Here is a 14616-nt window from a genome sequence, read left to right as displayed (position 1 = left end):
ATGGGGGCTATTTAATAAAACCAAAACTGATGGCTAATAAGCCAACAAGAATACAATATACGGCAAAATAAGTTAACTTACTCTTTTTTACCAAGGAAATCATCCATGTACATGCAAAAAGCCCTGAGACAAATGCAGCCAGAAAGCCAAGGGCTAATGGGATACTGTTTTCTGATGAAAAAGTAAGGTCGCCACCAAGTATATCTTTAGCAATTTTCCCTATAATCAACGGAACAACCATTAAGAAAGAAAAACGAGCGGCTTTGGTTTTGTCATTTCCTAACAATACCGATGTAGATATTGTTGCACCACTTCTTGAAATCCCAGGAAGCATTGCAATTGCCTGTGCAATACCAATTACAAATGCATTTGAATTACTTACTGATTTTCGAGTGCTTTTAGCTTTATCCGCAAACCATAATAGTGCAGCTGTAATAAGTAGCATAAAGCCAACAAACATAATATTACCTCCAAAAAGTTTTTCTAATTGCTCCTCAAAAAATAAACCTACTAAAACAGCAGGAATCATAGAAATGATGATTTTAAAAGAAAAGAGGGTTTCTTGGTTTTTTTTGAATTTCAATACTCCTTTTATAATCTCTAATATATCTTTTCTAAAGACTACCATGGTACTAAGTGCTGTTGCAAAATGTAGCACTACGGTAAAAAGTAAAGATTCTTCTGGAACACTTTGATCGCCTAAAATAGCTTTGCCAAGTTCGAGATGACCACTAGAAGAAACAGGTAAGAATTCGGTAAGCCCTTGTATTATACCTAGAATAATTGCATCAATGATTTCCATAGAAAATTTTGGGATTTCTTAAATTTGACGCAAAGATATAACTACCGGAAAATAAAATGTCAAATTACTGTTTTTTCTTCTTCTCAGGATTTAGAAGAATAGCATATACTTCGATACCAAAACCAATTAAAACAATAGTTGGTGCTAATCGAATCCTTCTAAAATTATAGATATCAGGATTAAAAACATTAGGATCATCACTTCCTCCTCCTGCCATGAGAATAAAGCCAAGAGCAATTACTGCTATTCCTATGGCCATAACGATATAGTTTTTCTTTCCAAAAACAAAATCAGGTTTTGGAGGCGTATTTTTATTGGATTGTTTTTTCATGCTCATCGTTATCAATTTCGTTAAATATCACATTATTATCAATCATTAATTTTGATATATGTCCCATATTTTTATCACGGGTAAATATAGTCCATCTTTCTATACCATACAAAGTAACTTTTTTATTAAGAATATCAGAGCGCAATTGTTCTACTGTTAGTTGATATTGCAATCCACGATTGATATAGTAGTGATGCTCATCATTCTTAAGGATAATCACGATATCAAATCCCGGTCCTTCCTGTATGTCGGTTACAATTCCTTCGATTTTCATAACATCCTCTGGCTGCACGTTGCGTACAGGTCGAAATGTTTGTATCACTGCTATCATAAAGCCAACAAAAAGTACAAAAATGATCGAAAGATATATTTTAGCGATTTTACCCATTACAGAAATATTATTATGTTTTTGATTTAATATTAAGTGTTATTTTTTTTCAAAGTAACGCATCTTACCTTTTTAACTATTATGCATAAAAACGATTATGATGAGATGTTTTTTATAGAACCCAAAACTATGTTTTTTCAAGAATAATTATATAAACTTTAACAATTATATGAGCAATAGGAAACCGTGTTTTAAGTTTTAGTCCCTTAACCAAAACAAAAATAATAATTACACAAAAAATTTAAAACCATGAAAAAAATCATTTTATTCGTATTTATTTGGACATCAATTATCCATGCTAAACATGCTGATAGTCCTATATCTGGTATTTTCGGAAATTCTGAGAATAAAGCAATTTATGATGAAACTGGAAATGTTTCAGAAATCAGCAATAGAAATAATTTTACAACTAGTGCGACTGTTAGTTGTACAGAAGTTGTTGTTGCTATCGTTTTTGATCGGTATGCTTCAGATATCAGTTGGAAAATAGAAAGAGAAAATGGACAAGTTGTAGTATCAGGAAGTGGTTATCAAAACTCTGCTCCAGATGTTTCAGAAAATGTATGCCTAGAAGATGGGATTTATACATTTATTATTAGTGATTCATATGGTGATGGGCTTTGTTGTTCTTATGGGCAAGGATCGTATACAGTATCATTAAACGGGACAGCACTTGTTTCGGGAAGCTCATTCACTTCTTCAGAATCCAAATCATTTACTATTGGTAAAGCTTCGCCACCACCAACTCCATTAAATTTAGTAGGATCAGATATTACAAGTAATTCAGTACGTCTTTCCTGGGAGACTCAAGGAGAAGTTACAAACCTTACCACTTTTGACATATATAATGGTAATGAAGTTGTAAAAAGTGTAAAAGGAAGTAAAACAGTTACTCTGGATGGATTAACACCAGAGACATTGTATAGCCTTTCGGTAAGAGCAAAAAATGTTCAGGGAGATTTATCAGAGTTTTCTAATAAAATAAGTATCACTACGCTAAAAGGAACTGATGGTGGATTTTCTAAAGAAATGTTAGATCTTCTAAAATTGGTAAACGAAGCTAGAGCGGCAGATGGTAAGCAACCATTAAAAATGAATGCTAAACTAGTTGCAGCGGCAGAGTTTCATGCAAATGATATGAAAAATAACAACTTTTTCTCACATACAGGTTCTAATGGGTCAAGTGTGAGTAATAGAGTTCAAGATCAAGGATACTCATGGAGTAGAGTAGCAGAAAACATAGCAAATGGACAGCGTACTGTTCAGGAAGTACACAATACGTGGATGAATAGTTCTGGGCATAGAGGAAATATCTTAAGTGCTAATTATACGGAGATAGGAATGGCTAGAGTGGCCAATCTTTGGGTTCAGGTATTTGCAAGACCATTATCCTCTGCGTTCTCAAATGATAATTCTATAGCAGTAAGTAAAATAAGCCAACAATTAGAGATATACCCTAACTTGTTATCAGGTGATCAAAATAAAATTAATATTGTAGGCCATAACGCTAATACTGTTTATAAAGTATATAGTATGACAGGTAGAACAATACATCAAGGAAAAATAAATGGTAATACTTTAGAGGTAAATGATTTATCTCCGGGAATGTATTTGATCAATTTTGTTATGGATGGAAAAACCGTCACTAAACGATTAGTAAAAAAATAAGATCAGAAAAAGAATAGTATCACTATAATCTTTATAATGTAATCAGGCCCTTATTTTAAGGGCCTGATTTATTTTTTGAGAAAACAAACACAATGATTAACCTTGCTGTAAACAGTACAGTTAATGATATCCTTAATAAGAACCCTTGTTTCTGGACTATATTAATCCGTTGTGCATTTAGAAATTAAAAAAGCTCAAATGCATAACGGGTTATATTAGTCTTTTTATAGAGATACTATTAAAACAGACTAATAATATAATTCATCAGTTCTTAGATTCAAGAACCGTTGTGTAGCAAAGAATGTACTGATCCAGGTGATGAGCACACCAATTCCAAAAATACCGGCAAATAAAATAATAAGTAAGATTTCATCATCAAGCAATGCCAGTTCTGGGAATGTCTTATTAAGATAATACAATACAATCCCAACTCCGATTAAAGCTACAATTGCTCCTATCATTCCTAGTCGTACACTTTTCCATACAAAAGGCTTGCGAATAAATTTCTTTGTAGCACCTACCATTTGCATAGTCTTAATAATAAATCTTTTAGAGTATACCGATAAACGTATAGAACTATTAATAAGTAATACAGCAATAAAAGTAAAAATACCACTAATGAGAAGTACCCAAAAACTAATGCGTTTTATATTATCATTTAATAATGAGATCAAAGGTTTGTCGTAGATTACTTCATCCACAAAATCTTTTTTGATGATAGAAGCATTTATTTCTTCAATTTTTGCCTGATCGACAAAATCAGCTTTTAAATAAACATCAATAGAATTTTGAAGCGGATTATATCCTAGAAAATCCATGAAATTCTCTCCTATGTCCTTGCTATGCTCTTCGGCAGCTTCATCCTTAGAAATAAAAGTAGTTGATTTAGTATATTCTGCCAGAGCCAGAGTTTTTTCCAGTTGCTTGATTTCAACATCTTTGGCGGTATCCTTTAAGTAAATTGTAAGTGCAATTTTTTCTTTAAAATGATCTGCTACTTTTTTAGTATTTAATACCAATAAGCCTAATAAGCCCAATAAAAATAATACCAAAGAAATACTAATAACAACAGAAAAATAAGAAGAGATTAGTCGTCGTTTTTGATATTTTTCAAAAGATGAGCTCATAAATAAATTGATTTGTGTGTAAAAATAATAAAGTTAATGAGACTTTTTATTCTAAAACGCACCTCATTTTAGAATAAATTACTCGAATTACCCCCATTACAGAACGGGATCTGTTTTTACTTTATTATCAATTTTATCAACTTCAGTTTACCAATTAACGTATTCTTAGACGTAATTATTTTTTAAGTTTATGATCATGATAACCTAAGTAAAATATAGTATAGGTCTTTATTCTGATTTTAAAAGTAGTATTATACCAAAATGTTAAGTATCAAAAATAAGAATTAAAAGGCTGTACTTCCCATGTTTTATTAATACTCTAGGGCTGTCTACCTTTTGTCCCCTTGTTTTTTTTTATTCTTCAAGAATCAGTAATTAAGTTTGAAAGACAACGAACCTAACTTTCTAATAAAAACCAAAAATTTATAACTATGAAAATCAATTGTATTGCTAAATTTATTTTAGCTGTGACGGTAATTTTATTTTTCCAATCTTGCGAAAAGGATGATAATTTTGGACCTACTGTTTCTCAAACCACATTAGGTGCTAGCAACATTAAAAAAACTGTGCCTAGGTATTCCTTGTCTAATTGGATGGGGGCAATTAATAAAAATGTAAGCCTTTCTGCATTGAGTATCCCTGGAACACATAATTCTGGAGCAAGATATGATCACCCTATTCTTCCGGGCACTGCAAAAAACCAAAATTTAACCATTGGACAACAGTTAAATAGTGGTACTCGCTTTTTGGACATCAGATGTAGACATTTTAAAGATGGTTTCACGATACACCATGGATCGGTATATCAAAAACTTAATTTTAATAATGTGTTAAACTATTGTTTTGACTTTTTAAACAAAAATCCTACCGAAACCATTATCATGTCGGTAAAAGAAGAGCATGACTCATCTGGTAATAGCCGTTCTTTTGAGGCTACTTTAGACAGTTATATTAACCAAAATCGTAGCAAGTGGTATTTGGGAGAAAATATCCCTAGATTGAATAACGTAAGAGGAAAAATTGTACTATTAAGAAGATTTAATAAAAGAAGTAGTACACCCAAAGGTATAAATGTTACCAATTGGAAAGATAACACCACCTTTACTATAAATAATGCAAATGCAACTTTACAGATACAAGATAAATACAAAATTTCTGACAAGAATAATAAATGGAATAGTGTAACTAGCTTATTGAGAGCTGCCAAAAACGGAAATAGTAATACGATGTACATTAATTTTGCTAGTGGTTATAAACCAGGTTGGTTTGGCATACCTAGAATATCCGAGATTTCTAATTTTATCAATCCTAAAATAAGTAATTATTTTAGGAACAATACTTCTGGTCGTTATGGATCCATCATGATGGACTTTGCCACAGCTGATAGAAATAAATTAATTATTAAAACTAATTTTTAGTACGTAAACCCATAAATAATTCTACTAATAGCATCAGTAAAACAAGGAAAATCCCGTTCTACAACGGGATTTTCCTTGTTTTACTGTCAATTGTATTAGCTATAGTGTATAAACAACAATTAAGGTTCTGCATCTTTTATAGTTTGCTGATTATCATGATGAGTCCCCCTTTTGTCCCCTTGCTTTTTTTTGTTCTCCATTGGTTAATAATTAGGTTTGACTCAATAAAAACCAAAATTTATTAACGTAAAACCTAATTATTAACAAAAACACAATCAATTATGAAAACAAACAAACCTAGTTTATTATTAAGGTATAGAGCTATTGCTTTTACAGGGTTTTTTTTAGGAACACTAATATCCTGTCAAAATGATGATCTTACCAATGATACAACAACCTCAAATCTTGAGGCAAGAGAACAATATCTAAATGAAGACATTCCTGATGGTATTAGTAATTTGGTTATAACAGAACAATACAGTACAGATTCTAATGCAAAAACATTAGAAGAAGAAAACTGTATGACAAAAAATATTTCTTTTAATCAAACCGATTCTGATTTTTTTCTATTAGATCCTAATAGTTCTTTGCTTTGGCCGGGTAATTTATTAGCTTCTAGATCTATACAAGAAGGAGCGCCTGTGTCAATTCCTATTTATGGAGAAGATCGAAATCCTATAGAAGTAAGAATAAATGTGTTGTCAGGAACACCTACTTCAACACATAAAACGATCCAAGCTCCAACACCAGGAAAAGTGCAGGATAATCTAAATGCTATTTTGAATAGTTACTATGATAGTGGTGCAAAATTTCCTGCAAGTTTTCAAATATCTATAGAAAGAATACATAACGAACAACAATTGCAAGTTGCTTTAAGTGCTGGGTATTCAGGGCCAAGCGTCGATATATCTGGAAAGTTAGGAATTAACTTTAAAGAACAAAAAACCAGATTTGCCGTTACGCTTCAGCAACGTTTTTTTACTACTTCTGTTTCCCCAAAAGAGAACATAATCGGCCAATATGGCTGGTTAAGTAATAGTGTTGTCCCAGAAAGGCTTGATCCGTATGTAACCGATTTTAAAGAGGTTAGTGCGGATCAGGCAAACCCATCTTCTTTTATAGAATCAGTCACGTATGGGCGGTTATATACTATGATATATGAGTCTACAGAAAGAGCATCAGATGTAGAAGCTGCTTTGAAATTTGCTTATAATGGTGGAATTAGTGATGGTAATGCTAGTCTGGCTGTTCGTCACAAGAATATTTTTAGAAATGCCACTGTAAAGGTTAGACAACTAGGAGGAGATCCTGCAGATGGTATTGCATCCTCATTGTCTGGTTTAGCTAATAACTTAGAAAAAGTTGTAGAATTTTTGAAAAAAGGAGCAAATGTGTCGCGTCAAAACCCAGGATATCCGATTTCATACAAAGTTAATTATGTTAAAGGTAATAGGCCTTTTAAAGTAATTCAAAACATAAAATATAAAGTTAGAACATGTGATCTTGTAAATTATGAGACGATTAGAATAGACCCTCTCGATGCTGCTGTACATGAAGGTAGTGATCATAATACTAGTGGAGCCGAGCTTTTTGGAAGATTATATGTGCAGAAATATGATGTAGAAAATCGCAATTGGTATCGAGTAGGTGAAAAAATATATTGGGGTTATGGGATAGAACATAGGATACGTGATTATTACCCGATAAAAGGAGAGAATAGAAAAAAAGAAATAGGAAAAGGGAAAGTGATCGATTTTAAAGTAAAAACAGGAAGCAATCAACGTTTTAGAGTTGTCTCAGAAATAGGAGAATGTGATGCCAGTTGTTCTCCATGGAGCGATACAGCATCAGGAGGGAGAAGATATATTACGTATCAATATGATACTACATCAAAGAAATGGGTAGATTACAAAAGACACAATCCACATGTTTCAAATTATACCATAGGTACATCCTTTAACCAAAGAACCTGGAATGGAGCCAGATCTAAAGCTAATGATGGGATTGTAGTATATGTTGATTATTCGTCATATGTTATAAAAAAATAAGATACTGCTTTAACTAGTTATTTCAAGAAAGGGAGTGTTATTGTAAAAGACACTTCCTTTTTTGTTTTGATCCAAAAGACTAAGAAACTTCAAGAATTTATTAAATTTGAGCATATATGTTGATCCATAAATCATATTAAAAAGAAAAATCTAATATGCATATAGTTATTATAGGAGTTGGAGGAGTTGGTGGATATTTTGGAGGAAAAATTGCCAATTCTGGTCAGAAAGTAACTTTGATAGCCAGGGGAAAACATCTTGAAGCTATTAAAAAGAATGGATTACAAGTTAAAAGTATCAATGGGGATTTTGTGACTCACCCATTTTATGCAACGAATCAGATTGATACTGTACAAAAAGCAGATGTAGTACTGATCTGTACAAAATCCTGGCAGGTTGCAGAGGCAGCAAAATCTATTCATCCTGTTTTAAAAGAAGATACTATTGTTATTCCATTACAAAATGGAGCAGATAATGCAGAAAAAGTAGGTTCTGTATTAGATACAAAGCATGTTTTGGGAGGGTTATGCAAAATCTATAGTAAGATAGAAAGTCCAGGTGTTATTTCTCATTTTGGTCATCAACCCGAAGTTGTTTTTGGCGAATTAGACAAAAGTAAAACAGATCGTCTAGAGGTAGTAAAAGAAGTGTTTGACAGAGCAGGCTTTAACAATGTAATTTCTGAAGATATAGATGTTGATATCTGGAGCAAATTTATGTTTATTACTACAGTTAGTGGTATTGGTGCACTTACCCGGGCTACTATAGGAGAAGTATATGAAAACCCAGAGACCTATCGTATTTTAGAACAAACAGCTACCGAAATTTATAAGGTAGGTATTGCTAAAGGAGTTTCATTACCAGAGGATATTGTACGTCGAATTCTGGTTTTTATCAGTAAACAACCCTACAATTCTACAGCTTCTATGCAACGTGATATTATGGAAGGCAGACCTTCAGAATTAGATAATTTTAACGGTTTTATTGCAAAAGAAGGAGCAAAATTAGGAGTTCTAACACCTGTAAATACCTTTATATATAGTTGTTTGTTACCGATGGAGACTAGAGCCAGAACTTTATAAAATCGATAAAAGACTTCTAATATTATTACATTTCTTCAAATTAGACACAATAATATTAGTATATACCATATTTTTGCACTTCTCATAAAAATGGTAATACAGAAATAAACGTAATGAGCTACGATTTTAATATTATTGAAGCCAGATGGCAAAAATATTGGGCAGAAAAAAGCACTTTTAAAGCTGAAAACAACAGTGATAAACCTAAATATTATGTATTGGATATGTTTCCATATCCATCAGGCGCAGGATTACACGTTGGACACCCATTAGGGTATATTGCCAGTGATATCTATGCACGATATAAACGTCATAAAGGATTTAATGTATTACACCCGCAAGGATATGATTCTTTTGGATTACCGGCAGAGCAGTACGCGATCCAGACAGGGCAGCATCCTGCAATAACAACCAAAGAAAATATAGCTCGCTATCGTGAGCAATTAGATAAAATCGGGTTCTCTTTTGATTGGAGTCGCGAAGTAAAAACCAGTGATCCTAATTTTTATAAATGGACACAGTGGATCTTTATAGAGCTTTTTAATTCGTGGTACGATAAAGATGCTGATAAAGCAAGAGCGATTGATGATCTGGAAACTGTTTTTATATCAGAAGGAAATGCAAAAGTAAATGCAGTTTGTGATGAAAATATAACACCATTCACTGCCGGGGATTGGAATAATTTTTCTTCAAAAGAAAAGCAAGAAGTACTATTAAAATACAGATTGACCTATTTGGCAGAGACCGAAGTAAACTGGTGTCCGCAATTGGGAACAGTATTGGCAAATGATGAGATTGTAAACGGAGTTTCTGAGCGAGGAGGATATCCTGTGATTCGTAAAAAAATGACACAGTGGAGTATGCGTATTTCTGCCTATGCAGAACGATTACTACAAGGATTAGAAACAATCGATTGGACAGATTCTCTAAAAGAATCACAACGTAACTGGATCGGGAAATCTGTTGGTGCCAGCGTTATGTTTACTATAAAACAACACGATGAAGTAATCGAAGTGTTTACCACACGTCCTGATACTATTTTTGGTGCTACGTTTATGACATTAGCTCCAGAACATGAATTGGTTGCTAAGATAACAACTCTCGAACAGAAAGCTGATGTAGAAGCCTATATCGAAGCAACAGCCAAACGTAGCGAACGTGAGCGTATGGCAGATGTAAAAACCATTAGTGGAGTATTTACAGGGGCATATGCAGAGCACCCATTTACCAAAGAACCAGTACCTGTCTGGATCGGAGATTATGTATTAGCAGGGTATGGTACCGGAGCTGTAATGGCAGTGCCATGTGGGGATCAACGTGATTACGATTTTGCAAAACATTTTAATATACCTATCACTAATATTTTTGAAGGAGTAGATATTTCTGAAGAAGCTTTTGCCGATAAAGAAAAAACCATAATTGGAAATTCTGATTTCCTTAATGGTTTAAACTATAAAAAAGCAACCAAGACTGCTATTTATGAATTAGAAAAACTAGGTCAGGGGCAAGGTAAAACCAATTATAGATTACGCGATGCGGTATTTAGCCGTCAACGATATTGGGGAGAACCGTTTCCGGTATATTATGTAGATGGGATGCCACAGATGATCGATGTAGCACATTTACCGTTAGCACTACCCGAAGTAGAAAAATATCTACCTACAGAAACCGGTGAGCCGCCATTAGGCCGCGCCGATGTTTGGGCATGGGACGCCGAGAAAAATGAGGTGGTTTATAATGACCTAATAAATCACACTAGCGTCTTTCCTTTAGAATTAAATACCATGCCAGGATGGGCAGGGAGCTCGTGGTATCCGTTTCGATATATGGATGCTGGTAATGATTCTGAATTCGCTTCCGCGGAAGCGATGCAGTACTGGGAAAACGTGGACTTGTATATCGGAGGGAACGAACATGCAACCGGTCACTTATTATATTCTCGTTTCTGGACAAAATTCTTAAAAGACAGAGCATACCTTACCGTTGATGAGCCATTTAAAAAACTAATCAACCAAGGGATGATTTTAGGAACTAGTGCTATTGTGTATAGGATTAGCGGTTCTAATACGTATGTTTCTAAAGGGTTAAAAGATCAATATGAAACAGAAGAACTTCGTGTGGATGTAAGTTTGATCAATAATTCGGATGAACTAAATGTGGATGCTTTAAGAAAATGGCAACCACAATTTAATGATGCTGATTTTGAACTTGAAGATGGAAAATACATCGTAGGTAGAGAAGTAGAAAAAATGTCGAAACGATGGTTTAATGTGGTGAATCCAGATGGTATTTGTGAGCAGTATGGGGCAGATAGTTTACGTTTGTATGAGATGTTCCTTGGGCCATTAGAACAAGCAAAACCGTGGAATACTGCCGGGATTACAGGGGTGCATTCTTTTCTTAAGAAATTATGGAAATTATATCATGATGGCGAGACATTTGGTGTAACCGATACCGAACCTACCAAAGACGATTTAAAAACATTGCATAAAACTATCAAAAAGGTAGAAGAAGATATCGAGAATTTCTCGTTTAATACATCGGTAAGTACCTTTATGATTGCGGTAAATGAATTGACAGCTCAAAAATGTACTTCGAGAGCGATTTTAGAATCCTTGATCGTATTAATTTCTCCTTATGCTCCTCACATCGCAGAAGAGTTATGGTACAAATTAGGACATAAAGAATCTATATCGACAGCAGCATTTCCTGTTTTCGAAGAGAAACATCTGGTAGAAAGTACCAAGCAATATCCGATTTCGTTTAATGGCAAAATGCGTTTTACGATGGAGTTATCGTTAGACCTAAGCAAAGATGAGATCGAAGAAGCAGTTATGGCGCATGAAAAGACACAAGAACAACTTGCTGGTCGAGAACCTAAAAAGATAATCGTAGTACCTGGTAAAATTGTAAATGTGGTTGGGTAGTATATTGATTTTTAATGTATTACTTCATTGAGATGTTTAAGGGTAAAAGTAGGACCGTCAACCTCACTTTGTGTGATGGTTTTACCATTATTTGATGTTAATTTATTGTTTTTTTTATTTTTTAATCAAAAAATAATTAGTGATATAAAAACAGAAAATATCAATCTGTAAGTGATTTTTGATTTCTATCGAAAAAATTTCAATAAAAACGAAATATACTGTTGAAAAACTAATTTTTTTAGGAAAAATCAAAGATTCTTCAAAATTGTTAAGATTGTATTTTTTGAAGTTTTTTAATTGTGTATTTTGCGAAAAACATATATTTTTGGCACAAAAATTAGAGATATGGTAATTGGTGTTCCCAAAGAAATCAAAAATAACGAGAACAGAGTAGGTGTAACTCCTGCCGGGACTATGGAGCTTGTTAGACATGGTCATACTGTTTTCATACAGCAGAATGCTGGTCTTCAAAGTGGTTTTGAAGATGAAGAATATATCAAAGCAGGTGCTAAAATTTTGCCTACTATAGAAGAGGTATATAGTACTGCTGAAATGATTATTAAGGTCAAGGAACCTATTGAGCCAGAATATAAATTGATCAAAAAGGATCAATTGGTGTTTACATACTTTCATTTTGCATCGGGAGAAGCATTAACTAATGCAATGATTGAAAGCGGTTCGGTTTGTGTTTCTTATGAAACTGTTGAAGATCCAGATCGAAGTCTTCCATTATTAACTCCGATGAGTGAAGTAGCAGGACGTATGTCTATCCAACAAGGAGCTAAGTTTTTAGAAAAACCATTAAAAGGAAGAGGAGTTCTTCTTGGTGGTGTTCCTGGTGTTCCACCAGCAAAAGTATTAGTACTTGGTGGAGGTGTAGTAGGAACTCAAGCTGCTAAGATGGCTGCAGGAATGGGAGCTGATGTAACGATTTTGGATATTAGTATGAAGAGATTACGCTACTTAGATGATGTAATGGCTGCAAATGTTAAGACAGAATATTCTAACGAGTATAATATTCGTAAGCATATAAAAGATTCTGATTTAATTATCGGAGGAGTATTAATACCAGGTGCAAAAGCACCAAAATTGATCACTCGTGATATGCTTAAAGAGATGCGCCCAGGAACTGTGGTAGTAGATGTAGCAGTAGATCAGGGAGGTTGTTTTGAAACAACAAAACCAACAACGCACCAGGATCCAGTATATATTATTGATGATGTTGTACATTATTCTGTTGCAAATATGCCAGGTGCAGTACCATATACGTCAACTTTGGCATTAACTAATGTCACTTTGCCATATGCAGTACAATTGGCAAATAAAGGCTGGAAAAAAGCTTGTAATGAAAATATACCACTTAAAAAAGGACTAAACGTGATTAACGGTGATGTCGTATATCCTGCGATATCCGAAGCTTTTAATCTTCCTTTAAAAGATGTAAATGCATATTTGAATTAAACTCGATTTATTGGCTAACTCAAGTTTATTTAATCAAAAACCTCGTTATTATGGCGAGGTTTTTGTATTTTATATACCAAGTTTAATTACAATAAAAAAAGTGAATAGTTATGATGGGATATTATATTATTGCGGGAGTCATATTTTTGGTGAGTACCTATGTAAGCAATAAACTCAAAAGTAAATTCAAGAAATATTCTAATATCAGTTTGCAAAATGGCATGAGTGGTGCAGAAATTGCTACGAAAATGCTACAGGATAACGGGATTCGTGATGTGCAGGTGGTCTCTACAGCAGGAATGCTTACAGATCATTATAATCCGTTAAATAAGACAGTAAATTTGAGTGAAGGAGTGTATAGTCAACGTAATGCAGCGGCAGCGGCAGTTGCTGCTCATGAATGTGGTCATGCTGTGCAACATGCCACATCATATAGTTGGTTAACAATGCGATCAAAGATAGTACCTGCTGTAGGAGTTGCAAGTAAACTCTCTAATTTTGTGATTATGGGAGGGCTTATTCTTTCAGCATCTGGAATGATCTTTGGGAATACTATTTTCCTGGTTGGGATTATATTATTCGGAGTAACCACATTATTCGCATTTATTACACTTCCTGTAGAGTATGATGCTAGTAATAGAGCATTGGCATGGTTAGAAAATAATAATATGCTTACTACCCAGGAGCATGCAGGGGCAAAAGATGCATTGAAATGGGCTGCTCGTACCTACGTAGTAGCTGCTTTGGGTTCTTTGGCAACCTTGCTGTACTTTATATCTATCTTTATGGGTAGAAGGGATTAAATATAATTTTCCTTGTTGTCATAAAGGAATCAAAAATATTTATAAGAAGCTGTTTGCGATACAAAGTAAACAGCTTTTTTATTCTAACATATTTAATAATAGAAGGCTTTAATGTTTTGAAGTTTCTTAACTATTCTCATATTCCTATTTCTATAAATTTTCAATTTCAAAAGAGTAATTAATATAAATGTGACTACATCATGACTACATCAAAAAGTTAAAGTATAGAGTGTAAATAGCTTGTTGTTAAATAGTTGCAATGCGTTAATGTTTTTGTAACACTTTCATAATTTATATGTGACTAATTTTATAATCTAGTTTAAGATTTAATATGTAGGTGGTTAGAAGTATTCAAACAGAGGCAGGTTGACTTGTGATTTTAAGGATTATTTTTCTCTAAAAACTGTTTCTATAAATTAGATTAATATTATGAAATTATGTGTTTACTATATTTTAAGACTATATAAAAATCAATATGACAGATATAAATTGAACAAAATTTTCCTGATTGCATTATTAGCGTCATTGTATGGTTGTCAAATTAACCGTCAAGACAACGAT

11 protein-coding genes are annotated in these 14616 nt (G+C 33.5%); 7 read left to right on the top strand and 4 right to left on the bottom strand.

Annotated elements, in window-relative coordinates:
- Nucleotides 1–7 precede the first annotated feature (7 nt).
- The 3 genes from AAFU52_RS06795 to AAFU52_RS06785 all read right to left on the bottom strand — a co-directional run bounded on the left by AAFU52_RS06795 (nucleotide 8) and on the right by AAFU52_RS06785 (nucleotide 1521).
- Complete coding sequence (locus AAFU52_RS06795) at nucleotides 8–802, bottom strand: undecaprenyl-diphosphate phosphatase (RefSeq protein ID WP_024768235.1); 795 nt, start codon at nucleotides 800–802, stop codon at nucleotides 8–10.
- A gap of 64 nt (nucleotides 803–866) precedes the next feature.
- Nucleotides 867–1133: a DUF3098 domain-containing protein gene (locus AAFU52_RS06790; protein ID WP_024768234.1), complete on the bottom strand. Its 267-nt coding sequence runs from the start codon at nucleotides 1131–1133 to the stop codon at nucleotides 867–869.
- Nucleotides 1114–1521 carry a hypothetical protein gene (locus AAFU52_RS06785; RefSeq protein WP_024768233.1) on the bottom strand — a complete coding sequence of 136 codons (408 nt, stop codon included), beginning with the start codon at nucleotides 1519–1521 and terminating at the stop codon, nucleotides 1114–1116. The genes AAFU52_RS06790 and AAFU52_RS06785 overlap by 20 nt, the downstream gene beginning before the upstream one ends.
- Before the next feature lie 249 nt (nucleotides 1522–1770).
- On the opposite strand from AAFU52_RS06785, the gene AAFU52_RS06780 reads away from it, so the two are divergent.
- The gene (locus AAFU52_RS06780; RefSeq protein WP_024768232.1) at nucleotides 1771–3189 is read left to right on the top strand and encodes a CAP domain-containing protein; all 1419 of its coding nucleotides are present in this window, start codon (nucleotides 1771–1773) and stop codon (nucleotides 3187–3189) included.
- Between the two features lie 248 nt (nucleotides 3190–3437).
- Here AAFU52_RS06780 and AAFU52_RS06775 read toward each other — a convergent pair whose 3' ends face one another.
- Nucleotides 3438–4316 carry a cell division protein FtsX gene (locus tag AAFU52_RS06775; RefSeq protein WP_024768231.1) on the bottom strand — a complete coding sequence of 293 codons (879 nt, stop codon included), beginning with the start codon at nucleotides 4314–4316 and terminating at the stop codon, nucleotides 3438–3440.
- Nucleotides 4317–4747: 431 nt separating this feature from the next.
- Between AAFU52_RS06775 and AAFU52_RS06770 the strand changes: the two genes are divergently transcribed.
- The 6 genes from AAFU52_RS06770 to AAFU52_RS06745 all read left to right on the top strand — a co-directional run bounded on the left by AAFU52_RS06770 (nucleotide 4748) and on the right by AAFU52_RS06745 (nucleotide 14055).
- Nucleotides 4748–5734 (top strand): phosphatidylinositol-specific phospholipase C, encoded by a 987-nt coding sequence (locus tag AAFU52_RS06770; protein WP_438425917.1) that lies wholly within the window; start codon nucleotides 4748–4750, stop codon nucleotides 5732–5734.
- Nucleotides 5735–6015: 281 nt separating this feature from the next.
- The gene (locus tag AAFU52_RS06765) at nucleotides 6016–7782 is read left to right on the top strand and encodes a thiol-activated cytolysin family protein (protein ID WP_438425916.1); all 1767 of its coding nucleotides are present in this window, start codon (nucleotides 6016–6018) and stop codon (nucleotides 7780–7782) included.
- Nucleotides 7783–7937: 155 nt separating this feature from the next.
- A complete protein-coding gene (locus AAFU52_RS06760) occupies nucleotides 7938–8864 on the top strand; it encodes a 2-dehydropantoate 2-reductase (RefSeq protein ID WP_438425915.1) in 927 nt (308 codons plus the stop codon).
- Nucleotides 8865–8977: 113 nt separating this feature from the next.
- Nucleotides 8978–11791 carry a leucine--tRNA ligase gene (gene leuS / locus AAFU52_RS06755; protein WP_438425914.1) on the top strand — a complete coding sequence of 938 codons (2814 nt, stop codon included), beginning with the start codon at nucleotides 8978–8980 and terminating at the stop codon, nucleotides 11789–11791.
- 345 nt (nucleotides 11792–12136) lie between these two features.
- Entirely contained in the window at nucleotides 12137–13252 is a 1116-nt protein-coding gene (gene ald, locus AAFU52_RS06750; RefSeq protein ID WP_024768226.1) for an alanine dehydrogenase, read from the top strand.
- Between the two features lie 110 nt (nucleotides 13253–13362).
- Nucleotides 13363–14055, top strand: a complete 693-nt coding sequence (locus AAFU52_RS06745) for a zinc metallopeptidase (protein ID WP_024768225.1) — start codon at nucleotides 13363–13365, stop codon at nucleotides 14053–14055.
- The last annotated feature ends 561 nt before the right edge of the window (nucleotides 14056–14616 follow it).

The organism is Aquimarina macrocephali, assembly GCF_051627225.1.
Taxonomy (GTDB): Bacteria; Bacteroidota; Bacteroidia; order Flavobacteriales; family Flavobacteriaceae; genus Aquimarina; species Aquimarina macrocephali.
Note: the sequence above shows the minus strand (reverse complement) of the source record. Positions and strands in the feature narration are given on the sequence as shown.

Coding starts and splice junctions, on each gene's coding strand:
- AAFU52_RS06795 (WP_024768235.1), bottom strand. CDS start 802: ATGGAAATCATTGATGCAATTATTCTAGGTATAATACAAGGGCTTACC.
- AAFU52_RS06790 (WP_024768234.1), bottom strand. CDS start 1,133: ATGAAAAAACAATCCAATAAAAATACGCCTCCAAAACCTGATTTTGTT.
- AAFU52_RS06785 (WP_024768233.1), bottom strand. CDS start 1,521: ATGGGTAAAATCGCTAAAATATATCTTTCGATCATTTTTGTACTTTTT.
- AAFU52_RS06780 (WP_024768232.1), top strand. CDS start 1,771: ATGAAAAAAATCATTTTATTCGTATTTATTTGGACATCAATTATCCAT.
- AAFU52_RS06775 (WP_024768231.1), bottom strand. CDS start 4,316: ATGAGCTCATCTTTTGAAAAATATCAAAAACGACGACTAATCTCTTCT.
- AAFU52_RS06770 (WP_438425917.1), top strand. CDS start 4,748: ATGAAAATCAATTGTATTGCTAAATTTATTTTAGCTGTGACGGTAATT.
- AAFU52_RS06765 (WP_438425916.1), top strand. CDS start 6,016: ATGAAAACAAACAAACCTAGTTTATTATTAAGGTATAGAGCTATTGCT.
- AAFU52_RS06760 (WP_438425915.1), top strand. CDS start 7,938: ATGCATATAGTTATTATAGGAGTTGGAGGAGTTGGTGGATATTTTGGA.
- leuS (WP_438425914.1), top strand. CDS start 8,978: ATGAGCTACGATTTTAATATTATTGAAGCCAGATGGCAAAAATATTGG.
- ald (WP_024768226.1), top strand. CDS start 12,137: ATGGTAATTGGTGTTCCCAAAGAAATCAAAAATAACGAGAACAGAGTA.
- AAFU52_RS06745 (WP_024768225.1), top strand. CDS start 13,363: ATGATGGGATATTATATTATTGCGGGAGTCATATTTTTGGTGAGTACC.